This window comes from Paenibacillus sabuli (assembly GCF_014705605.1).
GTDB lineage: Bacteria > Bacillota > Bacilli > Paenibacillales > Paenibacillaceae > Paenibacillus_D > Paenibacillus_D sabuli.
Map to the genome: position 1 here is coordinate 15,444 of NZ_JACXIZ010000025.1, position 21,567 is coordinate 37,010.

Genomic DNA, 21,567 nt, shown 5'->3' on the forward strand with positions numbered 1-21,567 from the left:
TTGTGATACCTGTAGTATAATGGACGAAAGGTGACAGCATATCGTCACCATTCTCAAAATACATGAAAAAGAGGTCGGTCATGAACAAGGTGGAGAGACTGATATCGATCATCATGATCCTGCTAAAAAAAGAGGTGGTGTCAACCACTGCATTTGCGGAATTATTCGATGTCTCCAAAAGAACGATTCTGCGCGATATGGAAACGCTGAGTCTGGCCAACATTCCGATCTATGCTGCACATGGCGTAAATGGCGGCTACGGCATTATGGAAGCGTACAAGGTGGACAAACGGCTTTTGAGCAATTCCGATCTGGAGCATATCCTGACTGCGCTCGGCGGCTTGGAACAAATCCTGGTGAGCGAAGAAGTGGAACGGACGATTAAAAAAGTGGAAGCGATGGTTGGCGCATTGCCGCTGAAGCGTTCCGTTCAGCTATCTTTTTATGATTGGGAAGGCAGATCCGAAATGCTGGACACCATAAAAGCCTGTCAAGCAGCCATATGGAAAAGCACGCTCGTTTCCTTTGCTTACATCGACAAGCATGGTGCAGGAACGAATCGAAGGGTGGAGCCCTACGCGCTTCATTTCAGCGAAAGGAGCTGGTACTTGAGAGGATTCTGTCTGCATCGTCAGGAATACCGAACGTTCAAATTATCCCGGATCGAGCAGCTCAGCATGGAAGAAACAACGTTTCAAGTCCGAGCGGATTGGTCCGAAGCAAAACGCGATACGGGCGATCAGCCACCGCTCATTGCGGTCAAGGCCTTGATCTCCCCCAGCATCAAAGATCAATTCATTGAAAGGTTCGGCAGAACGTGTATTGCGCCCTATAATTCGGAATATTGGTCAGCTGCTTTCTCGATTCCGCATAATACGACCGGATTTAAATTTTTAGCAGGTTTCGGTACGAATTTAAGAATTACGGAGCCCCGAATCTATGTGGAAGAATTTCGATCTTATTTAGCTGAAATGATGGCGAACTATACAAAAAGCCTGGGTTGACGACTTGGCGATGGCCAGCCCAAGCCCCGCCCGGGTGTGGGAGTCCATTGCAGGATGCTGCACATGAAAAATTAGGATATACTGATAGCAGTATCCTTGTTCAGGGGGAAAAATGATGCGCACATATGCTCCTTCGGAAATCAAGTCGCTAACCAACCAAGAAAAACATAGGAAAGGCAGAACAGAAATTCAAACTGCTGAGCTGTCGTTTGGCTCCGAGCTATATGATAGCTGCGTCAGTGCTTTGTATTATTCTGCTTTTCAATATGTGACAGCATTAATATTAACGAAGGGTGAAAATGTAAGTAGCAAGCATACCTACGTCCGGGGATGGGTCAACAAAAATCTCGGTGCAACAGGCACGATGCCACTGGAGTTAGTGAAGTTGTATAATCGACTAATGGATCACCGGTCAGAGGCCGACTATAGTGTGACGGTTAGCTTTTCAAAAGATAAGGTATCCGATTTAATGGAGCAAGTCAGAACGTCCGGTCCTGATACGGCAGCCCGCGCCCGGTTTCGCAATAGGTTTTTAGACTATATAAAAACATCGCCCAGTTGTAATTGCAGGAGCGGTAAAAGTCGGTGATTTCCCTCCAGTGCCTATGCCGCAGGAGGATATTTGTTTTGCCGCGACGCTCATGCAATTCGAAGGAGATGGTCGTGCCCACCCATTCCGGGTCGGACTCCGTGCATGTCCATTCCACTTTTTCCATTGGCTTCAAGGTCACGATTCGCATCTTCGTCAAGTCATGGCCGCCAAACCGAAATTCGTGGATTGATCCAACCTCTTGATAGACCGTAAGCTCGCGGGTCCACACTTCGGCTAGCCCTTCCGCTGTGGTGAGGGCCTTGTATACGTCTGCCGCAGGTGCATGAATGCTTTGCAGGTGTTCAATATCTGCCATGAGGCTTCCTCCTCTTTTTACGTTTTCTAAATTATAGCGGTTTGTTGCAAGCAAGACTTCTTATGAATTGCGATTATTCGGCAACTGGTTCTACACGGTTCCCCCTTACGCAACGGCGATTTCAATGCAATGCAACGCAATAGGCATATCCAGCAAAAGGCGTCGACGTTGCATGTCATCAGCGATCAGATGGCGGGGAGCAATGTTTCGGGCAGGCTTCCTCTTGCACCCAGCAGGTTGCGTCCGTAATCGTGGTATGGCTTGCCTGGGAACCGGAATGCCCGTGCTCCGCGTCTACCGCAATCGATAGCTGACCCGTCGGGGCGATGTCCGCGCTGAAGAGCTGCTCGCTATGATAAATCCCCTTGGGCAGCGAGCAAGTATAGACAAATGCCGCGATTGCGGTGGCAGCGCGCGCGGTCAGCTCTCCTTCGCGATGGGATTCCAGGCCCACCTGAACTTGATACGGGCAGCCTTGTCTGCTCCCTGCGGCACAGACGCTTAACGCGCACACATCTGAGCCCATTTTGAATCTGCTGAGCGCGCCGACAGCCAGCTTGCGACCCCCAGGCAGCTTCAGCAGATTGAATCCCCGCATCCGCTGCAGCCAGCCGCTGATGCGGGTGAACGACGCGGAATCAAAGCTTAAATAGGTGGAAGCCGACGGGATGTTCAGGGTGCGCGCCAAATTGAAAACGTTTGGGATCTGTAAAGCTGCGCACCTGCAGGGCTTGTCCCTGTTCCATTACAGAATACACGGTATGCAGGCTATCAACCGTCCATTCCATTGCGGCCCTGCCATGTACATCGCCAAGACCCAGCAGGACAGCAATGTCGATGCGCGCGGTCTGCTCCAGCAGGCGGGCCGCCGCTTTGGCCATCAGATTCGACAAGCCCGGAGCAAGCCCTACGCTCAGGACGGCCGTTGCGCTCCAGAGCTTGCCCTGTTGTTGAATTTGCTCCATCTTGTTAAAACAATCGAGATTGGAGGAGACATCCACATAATCAATTCCGTGGTGGAGGCAACGCTCTGCAAATCGAGTATCCTGCAGATCCAGACACATAACGACGAGTCGCGTTTTTGCGGGAAGGCGTGCATGGGCGTCATCTTGAACATCGACCATCAGCGGCTTGATCTGACCGAAGGTGGCGCTGGTAAATTGCGTGGCGCGAGAAAGATTGCGGCCGGCAGCATATACTTTTCCGGGCCATCTCGCACCGAGTGCGCGGCTGATTAGCCCCCCGACATTCCCATATCCGCCAATGACCACAATTTCATCCTTCATTGCCGATTGCCCCTCCTTTGATTGCAAAAAAGCCTTCGATAAGAAACGAACCAAAAAAACGACCAGTCGTCTCGAATCCCGTATCTCGAAGCAAGCGCTCGATCTGATGCGCAGCAATTACATCGGACTGTACGCCAATTGTGCCTGCAAAGCGATTCCAGTCTTCCAGGGTTAAGCCGGCATGAAGCATATGCTGCCGCCAGCCTGCCATCTGGCAGCGGAAGGCTTCGCTTGCGGGCTCTCCGCAAATCGTGGAGCATAGCAGGATGCCTCCCGGTTGAAGACGCGCATGAATTTCCTGAAGAAGCGCGCGTTTTGCCGGTATCCCTTGCACAAAATGCAACACCAGCATACAGATCGCCGCATCGAAGCCCGCATTATGCGGCAAATCCTTGGCATACCCCAACTGCAACCGGACCTGTTCCTCCAAGCCCGCTTGCGCGATCCGCTCACGTGCTGCGCTCAGCATGGATGGAGACGGATCAATGCCGGTCATCTGCCAGCCGGGATGGCGTGCCCCGAGCAAGGCCAGTTCCTGCCCGCCGCCGGCGCCGACGACAAGCAGCCGTGCGGACTCCGTATCAACGGCTGTACGCGCCAGATGACCGGTGAGCATGCGTTCCATCGTGTGATGCAAGAGTTCATACCCGGCAATTTTTTGAGCAATGGTTTGCTCATATTGCACAGCCACGTCGTGCTGCCAGTTCATTGTGTCTTTTGTTTCGCTCGATTTGATTTGCGATTTGTTCGCGTCGTCGTTTTTGCACATGGCGGTGAACTCCTTCTGTTGTATGATGAATTGGGCAATACCATGAAATCGGGATTCATGTTCAAGTATAATGAATAGTAGGAAAAAACCTATCCCATAAACAGGGGATATGGAAAGGAAGAGGCTGATGATGCGTTCAACCGTCACCCGAATGATCAAGCAATTAGAGAAGAGCGCGGCCGACTCCTGGGCGTATCGCAAAGCCCTGCTCGAACTGCTGCGTCCCATCGTGCCGTTCGATGCAGCCTGCTGCACCCTGGTGGATCCGAATACGCTGCTGTCCACCGGGGCTATGTTCGAGGAAGGGGTGGAAGCGATTCATCATGACCTGTTCCGGCATGAATATACGCAATCCGACTTCAATGTTTATGAAGAAATCGTCGCTTCAACTGAACCGGTGCGCGCGCTTAGCCTCTCAACCGGGGGAGCGTTGAGGCGGAGTGGGCGCTTTCGAGAGGTATTGGAGCCAGCCGGATTCGGAGATGAACTGCGTGCTGCACTTGTCATCGACCGAGCCTGCTGGGGGTACTTGACCTTGTTCCGGCGCGCACATCACCCCCGCTTCAATGAGCAGGATTGTGAATGTATCCAGGCCATTGTCCCGTCTGTCGCCCGAGTACTGCGTTCAGCCGGGCTTGCGTTGCCGGATCCCGCTGCAACGATGAACACCGGGCGGGGGATGCTTCTTCTCACGGAGCAGTTTGATTGCCTGGCGAGCAATGCTGCCGCACACGACTGGCTGTCGCATCTGCGACAGATGGAACAGCTGTCCTCAGACAGCTTGCCATGTACCGTGCAAGCCGTATGCGCCCGTGCACTGAAGCCGCAGACGGAGTCCCGAGCGCATGTCTGTATCCCAATACCGGATATCGGGTATCTGGCCGTTCGTGCCCATCATTTGAAGGACGCTATCGGATCGATTCAGCTCGCGGTCTCGCTTGAACCGGCCCAGTCGAGCGATTTCATGCCTCTCGTCACCGATGCGTATGCCTTATCCGCACGGGAGAAACAAATTACCGCGCTGCTCTTCCGGGGATTGTCGACCAAAGAGCTCGCTGCCGAGCTCAACATCTCGAGTCATACGGTTCAGGACCATATGAAATCCATATTCGCCAAAACCGGAGCGACCAATCGCCGGGAGGTGATGTGGCGGATCCTGTCGGGGTCCGGTGTGCCTGTGGAATTGAAAAGTTAAGCGGGATAGAACAACCAGAAAGCGCAGAGAGGGGCAAATAGCATGTCCGACATTTACCTATTCCGCAGCATCCGCCAGCTGACGATCAGGGAGGGGGACGCGCTGCAGCAGCTGCATCCGCCTGCGCTGTGGATGATGATCTCAATCTCGGGCTGCGGCGTGGCACAGATCCAGCATCAGCGGCAATTGTATATGCTGACTGCCCAAGGTGCGCTGCTCTCCTACGAAGGCGGAGAAGCGCTGGCATTGCAGACTGAGCCGGGCATGGGGCCATGGAGGTTGTACTACATAGAGTTCGAGAGCATGCGGTATGCGGAGCCGGAGGCAGGGGAGGCCGATGCCAGAGAGCGGCAGGTCGGCGAATCTGCGATCGCTGTCGTCGAGCGCCCCGTGATCGACGAGCTCTCTGCGATGGCGGAGCGCCTGCACTACGCGGCGCATATGTTGAGCGACCGTCGGGAGCGCGCACTGCGCGTACAACTGGTGTTGCAGGAGATCCTGCTATGGTGGCATGCCAGCGATAACCGCCTTCCCGCCCAGCAGACGACCGAGCAGGCCGAGCAGGCCGTGCAGCATGCGATGGAGCTGCGCTATCAGGAGGAATGGCGTCAACGAAACGACAACGGAAGCGGATCATCAACAGGAGAACAACGATGCGCTTGAGGCAGATGGGGCGTCTGCGACGCGCGTCGTCTCTACGATAAATGGAGAGGTGGAGATTCCGGCTGAACCGCAGCGAATCGCTGCAACCTACTATGCAGGCGAGCTGGCTGCGCTCGGTATACGTCCAGCCGGCACGGTGACGCGATTGCTGCCCGAGCAAAGTCCGCACCTGGCCGGTTATACGGACGATGCGCTGGATCTTGGACAATTCCCGCCGAACATGGAGGCGATGGTGGAGCTGGCCCCGGATCTGATCATCGCAGCCGACTTCGATGAGCTTGATTACGAGCAATTGTCCAAAATTGCTCCGACGGTCATCCTCCCATGGACCACCGATGATGTCTGGGGCAAGCTGAGGACCGTCGCCGGGATCCTGGGCAAGGAAGCGGAAGCGGAGGTATACATCGAGGCCTACGAGACGCATGCCGCCGAAGCGCGCGCCGCCATTGAAGGCGTCATTCAGGAAGGGGAGACGGTCTCGGTCATCCGCTTCGTCGGCAAGGGCGGGGTCCGGGGATATGCCGGACGGGATGTCGGGCACGCGTTCCACCACGGATTGCAGCTCGATATGCCGCCAGCCATGGAGGCGCTGGTGGAGGAAGACCCGAATCTGACATCGACCGGCAATCTGTCGCTGGAAGAGAGTCTCACGTATGCGGGCGGCGACTGGCTCTTCATCCTCGTGACGGACAAGGAATCGGATCAGGCCTACCAGCAGGCTCAGGAACTCTGGTCCAATCTGCCTGCGGTGCAGAACCAAAGGGTGCATCTGCTGCCGGCGGATGTCTGGTTCACCTATGACCCGATCTCGATGAACCATACGCTGGACGAAGCGGTGCGGCTGCTCGTAGGAGGAGACGAACAAGGATGAAGGATGCAGAAATGGAAGAGAAGCTGATGCTCGAGCTGTACGATACGACAATTATCGGTGGGGGCCCTGCCGGTTTGTATGCCGCCTTCTATAGCGGCATGCGGGATATGAAGACCAAGCTGATCGATGCTACAGGCAATACGGTATTTTTGCTGCTGGCGGCGCTTGTCACCTTTTATCCGTTGTGGCACGAGCTCAGCCTGTCATTCAGCAACACCGAAGGCGCGTATCGCGGGGGGATCTTCCTGCTGCCGCGCGGCTTCAATCTGGAGGCGTACGCCAATGTGTTCCGCTCGGACTTCATCTGGCTGGCGTATCGCAACAGCATCATCGTGACCGTCGCAGGCACGTGCCTGAGCGTGCTGTGCACGGCAATGACCGCCTATGCGCTGGGGAAGCGGACGCTGCCGCTCAAAAATGCGATCATTCTCATGATCCTGTTCACGATGGTGTTCAACGGCGGGCTGATTCCGACCTACATGATCGTCAAAACGTCGGCCTGATCAATTCCCTGTAGGCGCTGATCATCCCGGGCATGCTGTCGGCGTTCAACGTCATCGTCGCGCTCAACTTCTTCCGCGCCATTCCGATCGCGCTCTCCGAGTGGGGCACGGCGGGCGGCGGGGCGGGCTGGCTCGAGGGCAATGTCGTGCCCGCGCCGGGCGGCGGCCTCGTCAATATGCTGCGCCTGACGACCGATCCGGTCTGGGACCTTGTGGCGCTGACGACCGTGGAGGCGCAGGGCGCCGCGCTGCGCTTCGATCCGGCCACGGGCTTCGCCCGGCTGCCCGGCGGCTCGCACAAGTTCACCGTGCGCCGCGACGCGGCAACGGGACTGTACGTGACGCTGTCCAATCAAGGCGAGGATCGGACCCGTCCGGTGCTGCGGGAGCGGCTGTCGATGTTCGCGTCCGAGGACCTGCGGCGCTGGTTCCACGTCATCACATTAATGGCGGCGGATCCGGGCGAGGACCCCGAGCGCGCCCGCATGAAGACGGGCTTCCAATACGCCGACTGGATCCTCGACGGGGTCAGCTTGCTCTATGTCGTGCGCGTCTCGTATGACGGCGCGCATAGCTTCCACGACAGTAATCGCATCGTATTCGGCGCGGTGGGAGATTATCGGGCGCTCTTGGAGGCGCGCCGGCCGAAGTAGACGCGGCGACGGCCGGCGATGACCGTGCTAGATCCCTTGCGCGATCATGGCATCGGCGACCTGGACGAAGCCGGCGATATTGGCGCCCGCGACCAGATTGCCCGGCGTACCGTACGCCTCGGCAGCCTCGGTGCAGGACCGGTAGATGTCATGCATGATCGCCTGCAGTCTGCCATCCACCTCCTCCATCGTCCAGGAGAGGCGTGCGCTGTTTTGCGCCATTTCGAGCGCGGACACCGACACGCCTCCGGCGTTGGCGGCCTTGGCCGGCGCGAACAGCACGCCGCTGCGCTGGAACACCTCGATCGCCTCGAGCGTCGACGGCATGTTGGCGCCTTCGCCGATGGCCCTCACGCCGCCGAGCACCAATGCTTCGGCGGCGGTCTTGCCGATCTCGTTCTGCGTGGCGCACGGCAGGGCGATCTCGCACGGGATCGTCCAGATGCCGTCGCAGCCCTCGACGTACAGCGCCTCCGGATGCGCCTCGACGTAGTCCGCGATGCGCCGGCCTTCCACTTCCTTCAGCCGCTTGATCGTCTCCAGGACGAGGCCTTCCTTGTGATAGACGAAGCCGCCCGAATCGCTGCATGCGACCACCTTGGCGCCGAGTTGCATGGCCTTCTCCATCGCATAGATGGAGACGTTGCCGGAGCCGGAGACGACGACTGTGCTGCCCCGGAAGCCCGAGCCTGCATGCTGCAGCATCTCCTCTACGAAGTACACCGCTCCATAGCCCGTCGCTTCCTTGCGCCCGAGACTGCCGCCGTACCCGATATCCTTGCCCGTCAGCACGCCCGCCTCATATGCGCCGGCGAGCTTTTTGTATTGGCCAAACAAGTAGCCGATCTCCCGGGCGCCTACGCCGATATCGCCCGCCGGCACGTCGGTATCCGGTCCGATATGCTTGCTTAGCTCGGTCATGAAGCTTTGACAAAAGCGCATGATCTCAAAATCCGACTTGCCCTTCGGGTCAAAGTCCGCGCCACCCTTGCCGCCGCCGATCGGCTGTCCGGTGAGGGTGTTTTTGAAAATTTGCTCAAAGCCCAGAAATTTGACGATGCTGGCGTTGACGGTAGGGTGAAAGCGTAAGCCGCCCTTGTACGGTCCGATGGCGTTGCTGAATTGGACGCGGAAGCCGCGGTTGACGCGAATGCGGCCGGCGTCGTCCTGCCAGGGCACACGGAACGACAGGAGCCGGTCCGGCTCGACGAGCCGCTCCAGCACCGCGTGGGCAGCATAGGCCGGCTTTTGCGCCACGACTGGCACGAGCGAGGTCAGCACTTCTTGCACGGCTTGATGAAATTCGAATTCGCCGGGGTTGCGCCGCTTGACCGCCTCGAGCAATTGCGAGACGTGAAGCTCCGCTTCCCGGGTGTCGATGAGGGTTGTTTGTTCTGCCAAATGCATGGATACACTCCTTCAATGTGTCTTTCGCCGAAAAGAATACTATAATAGTAGTCATGAATTGTTGATCGTTTCAATATCTAGTCTGAATGAGATTGATGCAATATATGCATAAGGGGGGCGAAAGCAAAGATGGAGGTACGTCAAATGCGCTACTTCATGGAGGTGGCCAAGCGCGAGCATGTGACCGAGGCGGCCAATGCGCTGCATGTGGCGCAGTCGTCGGTCAGCCGGCAGCTGGTACAGCTGGAGAGCGAGCTCGGCGTCGATTTATTCGTGCGCAAAGGCCGGCGCGTCAAGCTGACGCCGATCGGCCGGATATTGCTGGAACGGGTAGAGGGGATCATGCATAGTATCGGCGAGGCGGAGCGGGAGGTCAAGGAATATTTGGCGCCGGAGAAAGGGGTAGTGCGCATCGCCTTTCCGATCAGTCTGGCGGCGCATGTGCTGCCGACCGCAATTTACGCCTTTCGGCAGCGCTACCCCCAGGCGCAATTCCAGATGAAGCAGGCGCTGTACCACGATCTGATCGACGGCGTCGCCGGCGGCGAATTCAACCTGGCGATGATCGCGCCGCTGCCCGAGGGAGAGCCGCGGGTGCGGCAGCGGCTGCTCTTCACCGAGCGGATCGTGGCGCTCCTGCCGGCCGCACACCCGCTCGCCGGACGCGATGCGATACGGCTGGCGGACATGCGGGAGGAGGCTTTTGTCACCTTGCCCGAAGGGACGGTCTTTCGGAGAATCGTGCTGCAGGCCTGTCAGCAGCTCGGATTCGTGCCGCGCATCGCCTTCGAGGGGGACGATATCGACGCGCTGAAGGGGCTCGTATCCGCAGGGCTGGGCATCGCGCTGATGCCCGAGGTCACACTGGTGGACAACATCCCCCAATCGACCGTCAAAAAGCCGCTCGTCGATCCCGATGTGACGCGCACGATCGGCGTGCTCTGTCCGCAAGGGCGCAAGCTGCTGCCGACGGAGGCGCTGTTCTACCAATTCTTGACGGAATTCTACGCGGACTAGCGCTCGCGCCTGACCTCCTGCAAAAAGGCGATGCACATCAGCACCATAATGAGCGAGAAGGGCAGCGCCATGAGCAGCGACGCGGTCTGCAGGCCTTGCAGGCCGCTGGACAGCAGGAGTACGGCCGCTACAGCCGCTTGCAGCACGCCCCATACGATCTTGCCGATGCGCGGCGGGTCCATCCGATCGCGGGTCGTCATCATCGCCAGCACGAAGGTTGCAGAGTCCGCCGAGGTGACGAGAAAGGTAAAGATGAGCGCCAGGGCGATCCAGGTCAGCACCGGGCCCAGCGGCAATTGCGCCAGTGTCGCGAAGAGCCCGTACGTCAGGTCCTCCCGCACCGCATCGGCAATGGGCAGGTCGGCGATGGTCTCAAAATAAAGCGCGGAGCCGCCCATGATGGCCATCCACGCGATGGCGACAAGCGGCGGCACGAGCAAGGTGCCGCCGATGAATTCTCGAATCGTCCTGCCCTTGGACACGCGGGCGATGAAGCTGCCGACGAACGGTGACCAGGCGATGGCCCAGGCCCAATAAAAGAGAGTCCATTCCTTGAGCCAATCCAGATTCGGCTGCTGCGGCCGTATATTGAAGCTGAGCGGAATGATTTCGTTCAAGTAACGGCCGACGCCCGAGATGAAGCTGTTGAAGATATACAAGCTGGGGCCTGCCACGAAGGCGAAGCCCATCAGCAAAAAGGCGGCGCTCAGATTGACAAAGCTCAAAATCCGGATCCCCTTATTCAGTCCGGTAATGGAGGAGACCAGATAGGCGAGCAGCAGCAGGCCAATGATGAGCAGCCGGCTCCAGGCTGTATCTGGAATCTGCAGTGCATAGTTCATCCCGCCATTCACTTGCATGACGCCGAGCCCCAGCGAGGTCGCGACACCGGTGGCCGTGGCGAGCACAGCCAGAGTGTCGATGACCGATCGCCATCCCCGCGGTACCCGCCAGCGCCGAGCCAGCGGCTCGAGCACTGCGCTGATTGAACCGGGCCGGCCCCTGCGGAACTGCGTGTAGCCGATGGTCAGGCCGATGACGGCAAAGATCGCCCACTGATGAATGCCCCAATGAAACATGGCAAATTTGATTGCGGCTTGCGCCGCTTCCTTCGTCTCCGCTTCATAACCGACAGGCGGATTCAAATAGTGCTTGATCGGCTCGGACACGCCCCAAAAAATAAGGCTGACGCCAAAGCCGGCGCTGAACAGCATGCCAATCCAGTTGAAATACGAATACTCCGGCCGGTCGTTGTCTTGGCCGAGCCGGAGATGGCCGGTCCGACTGAACGCCAAATACGCGCAGAAGCCGATGAACAGCACCACGATAACCAAATAAAAGCCGCCCAGGTACTTTGCCGTAAGGGCAAAGGCTTGGTTGGCAAATTGGTTGACTTGATCTGGAAACAGGGCTCCGATCAAGACGAAGAGCAGGACCAGTACGACGGAAGCGTAAAAGACGACGTTGAACTTTTTCATCGTTTTGAAGCGTATCATAGTGGCCCTTACCCGGGCGCAGGCACGATTAAACAACGCGCAGCCTCAATTAAACAGCGAGCGCAAGTCGCAAGGCTAGCGGTTGGCGGACTGCAAGCCGGTGCTCCGCCAGCTGATTACGCGGTGGGATACATGTCGCGAATAAGCGCATTGGAGACCTGCCCTTCGAGGATAGGCTGCGATACACGCCATGCGGAGGGCACGCGCCGCGGATGAACGCCGCTGCGGATGCGCCGTGGGCTCGCACCCATGCGCCGCGTACACGCGCTGTGGACACGTGCCCGTGCGTCCATGCAGATGCCTGCCGAGACAAGAGTTGTGGATGAACGCTGCCTGGCGAATTCGAGCAGGCTGCCCCGTTTGCAGAGCATGCGGGCGACCGTCGCCCGGGCTGCGCCTTCCACTCTACTCTACTGTAATGGACATGAGAGGTGCTTAGCGGCGTTTTTTGACTTCCTTCCACGTGTAGCGGACAAGGGAGACGCTTAGCGGGGATTATGACCCGGGTAAGTGGCTGAAATGATCGCTAAGCGTCGCTAGTGTCCATTAGAAATGCGCGAGGCTTCGATTTAGGCGCTAAGCGCCGCTGGTGTCCGTTAGAGCTGCCTCGCAGTGGCTGCCGAAGCATGCATGGGAATCCGGTGCCATTTGCCGAGCTGGGCGGGGCACGTTCTGCCGCTATACGCCAGATGTACTGCCGACGGAGGTTCCCCATACGGACGCGCGCAGCTCAGCTCAGGCCGCAGAGTGGCTGGTGGGGCGCTACTGGAACGACCGCTCACACGCGAGGGCGAATGGCCCAACGCACGTCCGTTTCGCAATGTCAAGCGCCGTTTCGACACGGACTGCGCGGCACACGAATCGCCAGGGGCTAGCCCCCGGCGATGTCTGGGTTGCGCGAGCGGAACACCTCGTTGTGCGAGGAGACATAGGCCATGCCCGCCGCATTCGGATCGAGGTACTGCTTGGCGCTGTTCACGGCCAGAATCGCGTCGTTGAATGCGCCGGCGATGAGCCGCACCTTGCTCGGGTAGGAGGCGCAGTCGCCTGCGGCGAAGACGCCCGGCACCGCGGTAGCGGTACGCGCGTTTACCCGCAGTATGCCTTCCTCGCTCTCGAGCCCCCACTGGGCCATGACGAGGCCGCTGGCGCTGTAGCCGTGGAAGACGACGACCTCGTCCACTTCGAGCGTCTCGGAGCGTCCGCTGTCGAGCTGCTCGATCGTGACCTGCGCGATGCGTGCGCCGGCGCCGTGCAGACGCGCGAGCCGGCACGGCGTCCGCACGTCGGCCCGCTCATGCATCAGCGCGACATTGCGCTCCATCGCCCGAAAGGCGCTCTGTCGATGGACGACCGTGACGCGGGCGCCGAGCTCGGCGAGCTCCAGCGCCCAATCGACGGCCGAATTGCCGCCGCCGGAGACGAGCACGCGCTTGTCCCGATAACGCGTCGGATCGGTCACCGTATAGTGCAGATTGGTCAGCTCATACAACTGCGCCCCGTCCAGCTCGAGCCTGTGCGGCTCGGCGATGCCCCGTCCGACCGCGATGATGACCGTGCGCGACAGGTGGAGCGCCCCGCTGTCGGTACGCAGCTCGAGCAGGCCGTCAGCTCGCCGCGTCAGCCCGTCTACGCGCGTCCGGCACTGGATCGTCGGGTCGAAGGTGGCCGCCTGGCGAACCAAGTGCTCGACCAGCAGGGCGCAGCGGATCGGGGGCAGGCCTCCGACGTCCCAGATCCGCTTCTCCGCATAGGTATGCAGGAAGCCGCCGAGCTTGTCCCCGCCCTCGAGGATCTTGACGGACAGGTCCCGCATGCCCGCATAGAAGGCGGCATACAGCCCGGCCGGTCCGCCGCCGATGATCGTCACGTCGTAGACGGAGGGCTCGCCGCCTGCTGCTTGATTCATTCCGCTCAAGGCTGCTTGTGCTCCAGCGCCTCCACGACGGTGTCGATTGCGGCGCTGTCGGCGAGCGGGGACATGCCGACGTTGAACCAGTCCTTGCCTTCCACCATATATAGATGATCTTGTTGAACGGCAGTCAACTTATCCCACAACGCACTTGAGAGCATGCGTTCGAACTGGCTCTGCACCTCTTCGCTGGATTCGTCGTCGAGCTGGATGATGAAGTGATCGGCATCGTATTCGGGCAGCACCTCCAGCGAGATGGAGCGGGCATTCTCGGCCTGCGGCAATTGCGGGACCGGCGCCAGCCCCAGTTCCTCGTGGATCAGCTTGCCGCGGGCGCTGCTCGGGCCGTGCACGACGATTTCCTTGGCCATGATGCGCATATACAGCACCGTTTCGTCACCGATCAGCTCGTCCAACTGCGCCGCGGCCTCGTCCGTCTTTGCCTGCAGCTCGGCGATGACGGTTGCGGCTTGCGCCTCTTTGCCGAATACCGCCGCGATGTCGCGCAGCTCGTCGCGCCAATCGTCGCGCTGCGGCAGCAGCACAGTAGGGGCGATGCTGGACAATTGATCGTAGTCCTTCTCCGACCACCACGCCGGCGCGAGGATGAGATCGGGATCCGCCGAGAGGATCGCTTCGAAGTCGGGCGTCCGGTCGATCCCCATCTTCAGCGTGTCCGCGAGCCCATCCCCCAGATAGGAAGGGAATTCGTCGTGGTAATTCTGGACGGCGACCGGGACGACGCCCAGAGCGTACAGCAGCTCCGGATAGACGACCGACAGCCCGATGACGCGCTCCGGTTCGACCGGGATGGCGACATCGCCCATGACCGTCTCCAGAACCTGCGTCGCCGTTGTCTGCTCCTTTGTTGTCTCGGCTGCTTCCCGGCCGTCAGTTGACGTCTGCTCGTCTTGGGCGGGAGCGCCGCTGTCGTTTGCCGCTTCGTTTGTGACGCCGCCGGGCGCGGCGTTTGTCGTCCCGTCCTGTCGGGTGCCCTGTTCGCGCGCCGCTCCGCATGCGGCGAGTAATGCTGCGATGAGGATGACCATGCCTACCGTTGACCAACTGCGTTTCATTTTTGTATACGCCTCCTGATGGGGTTGGAATTCATGAAGATAATCCTCAACTAAGAGTAATTATCATTATCATTTAACGGTAGTATAAAGGAATCGCGTCCGGCAAAACAGGAACAATTGCGACTTTATTTTATGCACGATCGCGCCATAGCTTGAGCGCCTCGTCGAGCAGCAGCTCGTGGGTGAAGGCGGTATACTCGCTCAGTGGACCGGCAGGCAGGGTGTCGATCTTGCCGCTGCGGACAGCGGGCAGCGCCGACCAGCACGCGGTCCGCGTCAATGCGCGCCAGGCTGACTGCGAGGCGGCGTCCGTCCCCACGAACACCAGCAGACGATCGGCTTCCAGCTCGGCGAGCCGTTCGCAGCTCAGCTCGGCCGCAGCGGCGTCTTGGCTAAGAGTGGGAGGGGCGTGCAGCTGCAAGTCCGTATAGAATACCTCCGCCATGCTGCGGTTCCCGGGCAGCTCGAGCCGCGTACCGCAGAGGCGCACGATGAGCAGCTTGTCCTCGCCGACAGTCGTCGCAATCCGAGCGCGGACATGGGCGGCTTTTTCGGTGTAACGCGCGAGCCAGAGCTCCGCAATGGCCGATCGGTCCAGCTCGCGGGCGATCTGCCGCAGCTGGGCGCGCCAATCGCCGGCAGGTCGGACGCTCGTCACGATCGGCGCAATGTCGCACAGTCTGTCGTCCGGTCGTCCACAAGCTGCGACGATCGCATCCGGCTCCAGTCGTTGCAGCTGCTCGTACGCCATAGCCGCGTCTTCGCTGAGGGCCAGCACGTCCGACGGGTCGTATTTGCGCCTGTAATAGTCGGTCCACGGATGGTTGGACGGCGCCGCGCTAGGAATGATCTGCAGGGCAAGCAGAATGCCGATGGCCGGGTCGTCGACGGCGGCGATTTTTTGCCTGCTGTTGTGCCGAAATGCAGCCGGCGGCACGCCCGTCACCTGCTTGAATTTGCGTCTGAAATAGATCTCGTCCGGGTACCCGACGTGCCGCGCGATATCGGACATCCGGCGGCTGCCGGCGCGCAGCAGCGTCTGCGCCTGCCGGATGCGATAGACGGTGAGGTAATCGAGGGCGCTGCAGCCGTAGGCCTGCTTGAAGCGCCGTATGAAGTGGCGCGTGCTCATGCGGGCCACCGCCGCCAGCTCCCGGATGGTCAAGCGCTCGCCGTAATGCTGCTCGAGGTGGAGCCGCGCCTGCTCGAGCGCGGCGTCGTCGCGGTGAGCCGCGTCGCGGCTGTGGTCCAGCAGCAGCGAGTGGAGCAGCTCCAGGAATCGGACCTGCGCCTCGAAGCGCTGCAGCGCTTGCGGGGCGCGGCATTGCTCGCACATCCCGCCGCAGAGCAAGCCGACCGACACCGGGGAGCGGACCGGCAGCGCGCCGTAGACCGGCAGCGGGCTCCCGGGCCGGAGCGTGCGCAGCTGTCCGTCTTCGGGCTGCCCGCTCTGCAGCGCCTCGAAGCGCAAGGCGTACAGCCCGCCTCCCTCCCGGGCCGTGCCTTGTCCCTCGATCAACTGCCCGGGCGCAGCCAGGTGGGCCGCACCTGCGCGCAGCTCGAAGAATTGCCCGTCTACCGTCAGCCAGCCCTCGCAGCTGTCGGCATACAGCAGCAGGTGCGCGGGCAGGAATTGGGCGCGCAGCGCCCAGGCATCGCCGCTTGGCTCGATGCGCTCCGCCGCTTGCAGCTTGAAGACGAGCGTATCGAGCGCGGCGTAATGCTCGGTCCGGGTCTTTTCTTTTGTCTCCGTCACCTTGAGCGGCTCCTTTCTTACTTTTGGCGATACTTCGATGATTGCGGTTCGCTTATGCTACTTTACCATAGTTTGGATCATAATATCCTACATGTAATTTGAGTTTTATACATCGTCACCCTACCGTCGATTCCCTATACTTTTTAGTAAGCGGACTTGGCCACGCTCCGATGTGCCTTGTGAACGCTTTTATTTTCAAATCGTGCAACCAAAATTCAAACAAAAGGGGAATACAACGTGAAAAAGAAGGGTTTTCTAGGGGTTACGCTCCTGACGTGCCTGGTGCTCACATCCGCTTGCGGCAACAACGATTCCGGAGCCGATTCGAGCGCGACCGGATCCGAGGGGGAGTCGAACGAAACGGTAAACCTCCGCATGGTCTGGTGGGGAAACAAGGAGGTGCACGATCGTACGCAAAAAGTCGTCGAGTTGTTTGAAGAGGCGCATCCCAACATCAAGGTTTCCACGGAGTTCACCGGGTGGGGCGGGTATTGGGACAAGCTTGCGACCCAGGCGGCCGGACAAAATTTGCCCGACGTCGTGAATATGGACCTTCAATATTTTGCGGAGTACACCAACCGCGGGTTGCTCGCCGACCTTACGCCTTTTACCGAGCAAGGCATTCTGAATTTCGACGATGTGGATCCGGCATTGCTCGAGGGCGGCATGGTCGACGGAAAGCTGTATGCAGTCAGTCAAGGCACGAACTCGTATGCGATGACGTACGACCCGGCCATGCTTGAAGAAGCGGGAGTCGCCGATTTTGGACCCGGTTACACATGGGAGCAGCTCGGCGCAATCGGGGAGCAAGTGAAAGCGCATTACGGCAGCGGCACATACGTGACCGTTCCGCAAGATTTGCCGGCTTTCGGCTTCTATTTGCGTCAGCACGGGGCTTGGATTTACAACGAAGCGGGCGACGGGCTGGGCTACGAGGGCGATCAATATCTGATCGACTTCCTGACGATGGTGGACGAGCTGAGGAAGGCCGATCTTACGCCGCCGCCGGATGTCGTGAACAGTGTGCAAGGGTTGGAAGACCAGCTGATTGTGCATAAAAAATCCCCTTTCCAGCCGTTGACCAGCAACGAATTCGTGGCGATTGCACAAGCGGCGGACCGGCCGCTTGAGCTGACGATATTCCCTTCGCTCGAGGGCGGAGAGCCCGGACAATATTTGCGTCCCGGCCAATTCTACGCGGTCTCGGCCAATTCCGAGCACCCGGAAGAAGCGGCCATGCTGGTCGATTTCTTCACCAATAGCGAGGCGGCGCACGAAGTGTTGATGGGGATCTACGGCGTGCCGATTTCAAGTAAAATATTGTCGCATATCACGCCGCTGGTAGACGAGAACACACGAAAGACATTCGATTACATCGAGCTCGCGAAAGACTATGCCGGCCCGATGTCGCCTCCGGACCCGAAAAGACAAGGGGAAGTCGTCACGGCGTATGAAAGCATTCAGGAAGAAGTCAGCTTCGGCGTTACGACGCCCGAGGAGGGGGCCAAGCGTTTCCGTGCCGAAGCGGAAGCCGTTTTATCGCGCAACGCCCAATAAGCGACAGATCAGAACAGAATGGAGGATCGGCCATGCACGATTCAAAAACACCGGGGAAGGCAACCCGATCAAAGGCAAGCCCGCTTCTTCAAGCATGGAAGAAACAAGCGATCGGTTATTCCTTTATTTCCCCTTGGCTGATCGGCTTCCTTTGCTTTGTCATCGGGCCGATGATCGCCTCGCTTTATTTATCGTTTACCCATTACGACATCCTCTCCAGCCCGACTTGGGCTGGATGGGACAATTACGTGCGGATGTTCACGTCCGATCCGCGCTTGATGACATCGCTCAAGGTCACCTTTTTGTTTGTGTTTCTTTCCGTGCCGCTCAAGCTGGCCTTCGCGTTGTTTGTGGCGGTGCTGTTTAACCGGAATCGACGCGGCGTCGGGTTGTACCGGACCATTTATTATATTCCCTCCATCATCGGGGGGAGCGTCGCGGTGGCCGTCATGTGGCGGCAATTGTTCGGGCGCAATGGCGCGGTCAACGACATCCTTTCGTTTTTTCATATCGAGGGGATGAACTGGGTGGGCAGTCCCGATACCGCGCTGTCGACGCTTATTCTATTGGTCGTGTGGCAATTCGGCGCGCCCATGCTGATTTTTCTGGCGGGTCTCAAACAAATTCCGTTGGAATTGTACGAATCCGCTTCTGTGGACGGTGCGGGGGCGGCGCGAAAGTTTTTCAGAATCACATTGCCGATGCTCACGCCGGTCATCTTTTTTAATCTGGTCATGCAGACCATCAACGGGTTTATGACCTTCACGCAGAGCTTTATCATTACCGAGGGAGGGCCGCTGGACCGGACATTGTTCTATGCCGTTTATATGTACGAGAAGGCATTTGCCCATTTTGACATGGGGTACGCGTCAGCCCTGGCCTGGTTCCTGCTGCTCATTATCGGGTTCTTTACGGCGCTGATTTTCAAGTCCTCTTCTTCATGGGTGTACTACGAATCGGACGGGGGAAAGTAATCGTGGCTCGTCAAAACACATTTTTGTATCATCTGTTCGTGATATTGTTCGGGGTGATCATGATCTACCCGATCATCTGGATGATGGCCAGCTCGTTGAAGCCGAACACGGCGATCTTCACCGAGGCGTCCTCCTTGCTGGCCAGTCCGGTGAAATGGGACAACTATGCGATCGGCTGGCGCGGATTCGGCAATGTCGGGTTCGACACATTCTTTTTAAATTCCGCATTTGTGACGGTACTGGTCGTGATTGGAACGTTGCTCTCCTCGACCACAGTCGCCTTTGGCTTTGCCCGCTTGCAGTTCAGGTTAAAAACGTTTTTTTTCGTATGCTTGATGGTCTCCATGATGATTCCGATGCAAGTGACGATGATTCCGCAGTACATTCTATTCGACGGGCTTAACTGGATCAACTCCTACAAGCCCTTGATCGTTCCGGCATTTTTTGGCGGCGGACCCTTTTTTATCTTTTTGATCATTCAGTTTATTCGCGGCATCCCGCGCGAGCTGGATGAAGCGGCGACGATCGACGGTTGCTCGACGTACGGCATCTTTGCGCGCATTATTTTGCCGCTGTGCAAGCCTGCGCTCGTCACGGCTTCCATTTTCGCTTTCATGTGGACGTGGGACGACTTCCTCGGGCCGCTCATCTATTTGAATGACACCGCGCTTTATACGGTCTCGCTCGGCTTGCGCATGTTTTCCGACCCGGCCGCTGTAACCGATTGGGGCGCGATGTTCGCGATGGCGACCTTGTCGCTGCTGCCTCAGTTGCTCGTGTTTTTGTTTTTCCAGAAATTTTTGGTACAAGGCATCGCGACGACCGGCATCAAGGGGTGAGCGGCGGCGCCTGCGACAACGCAGAGAAAAAATAGAGAAAAATAGGAAGAGGAGAGAGTCGATTGAAGATTTTATTGCTTGATCTGGATTCGACCAATCCAGCCCATCTGGGCTGTTACGGCTACCATCGCAATACCTCGCCGAATATCGACCGGATTGCGAAAGAAGGCGTTGCTTTCACGAACTACTACACCTCGGATGCCCCCTGCTGTCCTTCTCGAAATGCATTGATGAGCGGCAAATTCGGCATTCACAACGGCGTCGTCGGACACGGCGGGACTGCCGCCGATCAACGCCTTGAGGGAAGTTCCCGTGAATTTCGGACGAAGCTGCATACGGACAGCTTGCCGGCTATTTTTCGAAAGCGGGGGATGACGACGGCTCTGATCAGTCCGTTCGCGGAAAGGCATTCGGCCTTCACGTTTTACGCGGGATTCAACGAAATGTACAATACCGGAAAAAACGGCATGGAATCGGCCGAAGAGGTGACCCCTGCCGTGCTGGGCTGGCTCGACCGGCAAAACCGCGACGACGACTGGTTTTTGTACGTCAATTACTGGGACCCGCACACGCCGTATCGCGCGCCCGAGCAGTTCGGCAATCCGTTCGAAGCGGATCCGCTGCCGGCTTGGCTTAACGAGGAGCAGTTCGAACGCCATCTGAGCAAAGTCGGTCCGCACAGTCTGCACGAGATCAACATGTACGACGATCGCGAATTTCCGGAATATCCGCGCCAGCCCGGAAAAATAGAGCGCTACGAGGAGCTTCGCAAAATGATCGACGGCTACGATTGCGGCATCCGCTATATGGACGAGCATCTTGGCCGGATATTTGACGCGCTGGAGCAGCAGGGCATCATGGAGGAGGTCGCGATCGTCATCACGTCCGACCACGGGGAAAACCTGGGGCAGCTCGGCATCTACGGCGAGCACGGCACGGCCGATCAGGGGACCTGCCGGATTCCGATGATCATACGCTGGCCGGGGTGCAAGCAAGACTATGTCGATCATGGCTTGCATTATCACCTCGATCTGCTTCCTACCGTCGCGGAGCTGCTCGACCAGCCGGCGGCGCAAGAGTGGGACGGCCGGAGCTATGCGTCCGCCCTGCAACGCGGAAGCGACGCCGGGCGCCCGTATCTCGTCGTATCGCAGTGCGCCCATGTGTGCCAGCGCAGCGTTCGTTTCTCCGATTACCTGTATATCCGGACGTACCACGACGGCTATCATCTGTTCGACAAAGAAATGCTGTTCGATCTCAAGGCCGATCCGCACGAATCGCAAGACCTGGCCAAGGCAAGACCGGACCTGTGCCGGGAAGGGGTCTATCTGCTGAGCGAATGGCACGATGAGGCAATGCTGTCGATGCCGTACGAGGTCGACCCGATGTGGACGGTGATGAAGGAGGGAGGGCCGTATCATGCCAGAGGCCATCTGGCCAATTATGTCCGCCGCCTCGAACAGACCAACCGCGGGCACGCCGTGCCGGAGTTGAAAAGAAGACATCCCGGGGAATTTGGTTGAGAAGGCGAAATGGCGAGGCCGACTCTTTCGGCCAGGGCCGTTTCGTTCCGGGAAAGATAAGACAGCGAAATCGAGCCGATTGGTCCTACAAGTGCCACGTAGGACCAGTCGGCTCGATTTCATAAATCGGCTTGTATCATGCTGTTTGACAGCCGACC

20 protein-coding genes are annotated in these 21,567 nt (G+C 58.6%); 12 read left to right on the forward strand and 8 right to left on the reverse strand.

The genetic code is table 11. The features are described 5' to 3' along the window. Positions 1-80: 80 nt before the first annotated feature. Together IDH44_RS15085 and IDH44_RS27405 are read left to right on the forward strand one after the other, a co-directional pair. Positions 81-1,004: a helix-turn-helix transcriptional regulator gene (locus tag IDH44_RS15085; RefSeq protein WP_190919031.1), complete on the forward strand. Its 924-nt coding sequence runs from the start codon at positions 81-83 to the stop codon at positions 1,002-1,004. Positions 1,005-1,119: 115 nt separating this feature from the next. Continuing rightward, positions 1,120-1,593 carry a HEPN domain-containing protein gene (locus IDH44_RS27405; protein WP_190919033.1) on the forward strand — a complete coding sequence of 158 codons (474 nt, stop codon included), beginning with the start codon at positions 1,120-1,122 and terminating at the stop codon, positions 1,591-1,593. Here IDH44_RS27405 and IDH44_RS15095 read toward each other — a convergent pair. The 3 genes from IDH44_RS15095 to IDH44_RS15105 all read right to left on the reverse strand — a co-directional run bounded on the left by IDH44_RS15095 (position 1,484) and on the right by IDH44_RS15105 (position 3,967). Next, positions 1,484-1,912, reverse strand: a complete 429-nt coding sequence (locus IDH44_RS15095; RefSeq protein ID WP_190919034.1) for an SRPBCC family protein — start codon at positions 1,910-1,912, stop codon at positions 1,484-1,486. The two genes, IDH44_RS27405 and IDH44_RS15095, sit on opposite strands and share 110 nt — an antisense overlap. Before the next feature lie 638 nt (positions 1,913-2,550). After that, on the reverse strand, positions 2,551-3,198 hold the full coding sequence (locus IDH44_RS15100; RefSeq protein WP_190919035.1) for a saccharopine dehydrogenase NADP-binding domain-containing protein: 648 nt from the start codon (positions 3,196-3,198) through the stop codon (positions 2,551-2,553). Then, a complete protein-coding gene (locus tag IDH44_RS15105; RefSeq protein WP_190919037.1) occupies positions 3,188-3,967 on the reverse strand; it encodes a class I SAM-dependent methyltransferase in 780 nt (259 codons plus the stop codon). Before IDH44_RS15105 ends, IDH44_RS15100 begins: the two co-directional genes overlap by 11 nt. Before the next feature lie 127 nt (positions 3,968-4,094). On the opposite strand from IDH44_RS15105, the gene IDH44_RS15110 reads away from it, so the two are divergent. Genes IDH44_RS15110 through IDH44_RS15130 form a run of 5 tightly spaced genes read left to right on the forward strand, consistent with a single transcriptional unit; the run spans position 4,095 to position 7,852 of the window. Beyond that, positions 4,095-5,162 (forward strand): helix-turn-helix transcriptional regulator, encoded by a 1,068-nt coding sequence (locus tag IDH44_RS15110; protein ID WP_190919039.1) that lies wholly within the window; start codon positions 4,095-4,097, stop codon positions 5,160-5,162. A gap of 42 nt (positions 5,163-5,204) precedes the next feature. Next, positions 5,205-5,825, forward strand: a complete 621-nt coding sequence (locus tag IDH44_RS15115) for a hypothetical protein (RefSeq protein ID WP_190919040.1) — start codon at positions 5,205-5,207, stop codon at positions 5,823-5,825. Continuing rightward, a complete protein-coding gene (locus IDH44_RS15120) occupies positions 5,737-6,696 on the forward strand; it encodes an ABC transporter substrate-binding protein (protein ID WP_190919041.1) in 960 nt (319 codons plus the stop codon). Before IDH44_RS15115 ends, IDH44_RS15120 begins: the two co-directional genes overlap by 89 nt. Next, a complete protein-coding gene (locus tag IDH44_RS15125; protein ID WP_190919043.1) occupies positions 6,693-7,199 on the forward strand; it encodes an ABC transporter permease family protein in 507 nt (168 codons plus the stop codon). The genes IDH44_RS15120 and IDH44_RS15125 overlap by 4 nt, the downstream gene beginning before the upstream one ends. Before the next feature lie 32 nt (positions 7,200-7,231). After that, entirely contained in the window at positions 7,232-7,852 is a 621-nt protein-coding gene (locus IDH44_RS15130; RefSeq protein WP_190919044.1) for a hypothetical protein, read from the forward strand. A 27-nt stretch (positions 7,853-7,879) separates the two neighbouring features. Here IDH44_RS15130 and gdhA read toward each other — a convergent pair whose 3' ends face one another. Then, on the reverse strand, positions 7,880-9,259 hold the full coding sequence (gene gdhA, locus IDH44_RS15135; RefSeq protein WP_190919046.1) for an NADP-specific glutamate dehydrogenase: 1,380 nt from the start codon (positions 9,257-9,259) through the stop codon (positions 7,880-7,882). A 129-nt stretch (positions 9,260-9,388) separates the two neighbouring features. Here gdhA and IDH44_RS15140 point away from each other — a divergent pair, with 129 nt between their 5' ends. Further along, on the forward strand, positions 9,389-10,276 hold the full coding sequence (locus IDH44_RS15140) for a LysR family transcriptional regulator (protein ID WP_190919047.1): 888 nt from the start codon (positions 9,389-9,391) through the stop codon (positions 10,274-10,276). Here the strand turns inward: IDH44_RS15140 and IDH44_RS15145 are convergent. The 4 genes from IDH44_RS15145 to IDH44_RS15160 form a co-directional block, all read right to left on the reverse strand. Beyond that, positions 10,273-11,772 (reverse strand): BCCT family transporter, encoded by a 1,500-nt coding sequence (locus IDH44_RS15145; protein ID WP_223869707.1) that lies wholly within the window; start codon positions 11,770-11,772, stop codon positions 10,273-10,275. The two genes, IDH44_RS15140 and IDH44_RS15145, sit on opposite strands and share 4 nt — an antisense overlap. Positions 11,773-12,643: 871 nt before the next feature. Next, complete coding sequence (locus IDH44_RS15150; protein WP_190919049.1) at positions 12,644-13,681, reverse strand: NAD(P)/FAD-dependent oxidoreductase; 1,038 nt, start codon at positions 13,679-13,681, stop codon at positions 12,644-12,646. 5 nt (positions 13,682-13,686) lie between these two features. After that, positions 13,687-14,760 carry an ABC transporter substrate-binding protein gene (locus IDH44_RS15155; protein WP_190919050.1) on the reverse strand — a complete coding sequence of 358 codons (1,074 nt, stop codon included), beginning with the start codon at positions 14,758-14,760 and terminating at the stop codon, positions 13,687-13,689. Between the two features lie 130 nt (positions 14,761-14,890). Beyond that, the gene (locus IDH44_RS15160; RefSeq protein WP_190919052.1) at positions 14,891-16,516 is read right to left on the reverse strand and encodes an AraC family transcriptional regulator; all 1,626 of its coding nucleotides are present in this window, start codon (positions 16,514-16,516) and stop codon (positions 14,891-14,893) included. Between the two features lie 237 nt (positions 16,517-16,753). On the opposite strand from IDH44_RS15160, the gene IDH44_RS15165 reads away from it, so the two are divergent. The 4 genes from IDH44_RS15165 to IDH44_RS15180 all read left to right on the forward strand — a co-directional run bounded on the left by IDH44_RS15165 (position 16,754) and on the right by IDH44_RS15180 (position 21,409). Continuing rightward, on the forward strand, positions 16,754-18,073 hold the full coding sequence (locus tag IDH44_RS15165) for an ABC transporter substrate-binding protein (protein ID WP_190919054.1): 1,320 nt from the start codon (positions 16,754-16,756) through the stop codon (positions 18,071-18,073). Positions 18,074-18,105: 32 nt separating this feature from the next. Further along, the gene (locus tag IDH44_RS15170; protein ID WP_190919056.1) at positions 18,106-19,047 is read left to right on the forward strand and encodes a carbohydrate ABC transporter permease; all 942 of its coding nucleotides are present in this window, start codon (positions 18,106-18,108) and stop codon (positions 19,045-19,047) included. Next, positions 19,014-19,886, forward strand: coding sequence for a carbohydrate ABC transporter permease (locus IDH44_RS15175; protein ID WP_190919057.1), 873 nt, complete (start codon positions 19,014-19,016; stop codon positions 19,884-19,886). The genes IDH44_RS15170 and IDH44_RS15175 overlap by 34 nt, the downstream gene beginning before the upstream one ends. A gap of 62 nt (positions 19,887-19,948) precedes the next feature. Beyond that, positions 19,949-21,409: a sulfatase family protein gene (locus IDH44_RS15180; RefSeq protein ID WP_190919059.1), complete on the forward strand. Its 1,461-nt coding sequence runs from the start codon at positions 19,949-19,951 to the stop codon at positions 21,407-21,409. Positions 21,410-21,567: the final 158 nt, after the last annotated feature.

Excerpts from the sequence above, each read along its gene's own strand:
- IDH44_RS27405 (WP_190919033.1), top strand. The coding sequence starts at position 1,120 with ATGCGCACATATGCTCCTTCGGAAATCAAGTCGCTAACCAACCAAGAA.
- IDH44_RS15100 (WP_190919035.1), bottom strand. The coding sequence starts at position 3,198 with ATGAAGGATGAAATTGTGGTCATTGGCGGATATGGGAATGTCGGGGGG.
- IDH44_RS15175 (WP_190919057.1), top strand. The coding sequence starts at position 19,014 with ATGGGTGTACTACGAATCGGACGGGGGAAAGTAATCGTGGCTCGTCAA.
- IDH44_RS15170 (WP_190919056.1), top strand. The coding sequence starts at position 18,106 with ATGCACGATTCAAAAACACCGGGGAAGGCAACCCGATCAAAGGCAAGC.
- gdhA (WP_190919046.1), bottom strand. The coding sequence starts at position 9,259 with ATGCATTTGGCAGAACAAACAACCCTCATCGACACCCGGGAAGCGGAG.
- IDH44_RS15130 (WP_190919044.1), top strand. The coding sequence starts at position 7,232 with ATGCTGTCGGCGTTCAACGTCATCGTCGCGCTCAACTTCTTCCGCGCC.
- IDH44_RS15155 (WP_190919050.1), bottom strand. The coding sequence starts at position 14,760 with ATGAAACGCAGTTGGTCAACGGTAGGCATGGTCATCCTCATCGCAGCA.
- IDH44_RS15150 (WP_190919049.1), bottom strand. The coding sequence starts at position 13,681 with ATGAATCAAGCAGCAGGCGGCGAGCCCTCCGTCTACGACGTGACGATC.
- IDH44_RS15145 (WP_223869707.1), bottom strand. The coding sequence starts at position 11,772 with ATGATACGCTTCAAAACGATGAAAAAGTTCAACGTCGTCTTTTACGCT.
- IDH44_RS15125 (WP_190919043.1), top strand. The coding sequence starts at position 6,693 with ATGAAGGATGCAGAAATGGAAGAGAAGCTGATGCTCGAGCTGTACGAT.
- IDH44_RS15115 (WP_190919040.1), top strand. The coding sequence starts at position 5,205 with ATGTCCGACATTTACCTATTCCGCAGCATCCGCCAGCTGACGATCAGG.
- IDH44_RS15085 (WP_190919031.1), top strand. The coding sequence starts at position 81 with ATGAACAAGGTGGAGAGACTGATATCGATCATCATGATCCTGCTAAAA.
- IDH44_RS15105 (WP_190919037.1), bottom strand. The coding sequence starts at position 3,967 with ATGTGCAAAAACGACGACGCGAACAAATCGCAAATCAAATCGAGCGAA.
- IDH44_RS15140 (WP_190919047.1), top strand. The coding sequence starts at position 9,389 with ATGGAGGTACGTCAAATGCGCTACTTCATGGAGGTGGCCAAGCGCGAG.
- IDH44_RS15120 (WP_190919041.1), top strand. The coding sequence starts at position 5,737 with ATGCGATGGAGCTGCGCTATCAGGAGGAATGGCGTCAACGAAACGACA.
- IDH44_RS15110 (WP_190919039.1), top strand. The coding sequence starts at position 4,095 with ATGATGCGTTCAACCGTCACCCGAATGATCAAGCAATTAGAGAAGAGC.
- IDH44_RS15095 (WP_190919034.1), bottom strand. The coding sequence starts at position 1,912 with ATGGCAGATATTGAACACCTGCAAAGCATTCATGCACCTGCGGCAGAC.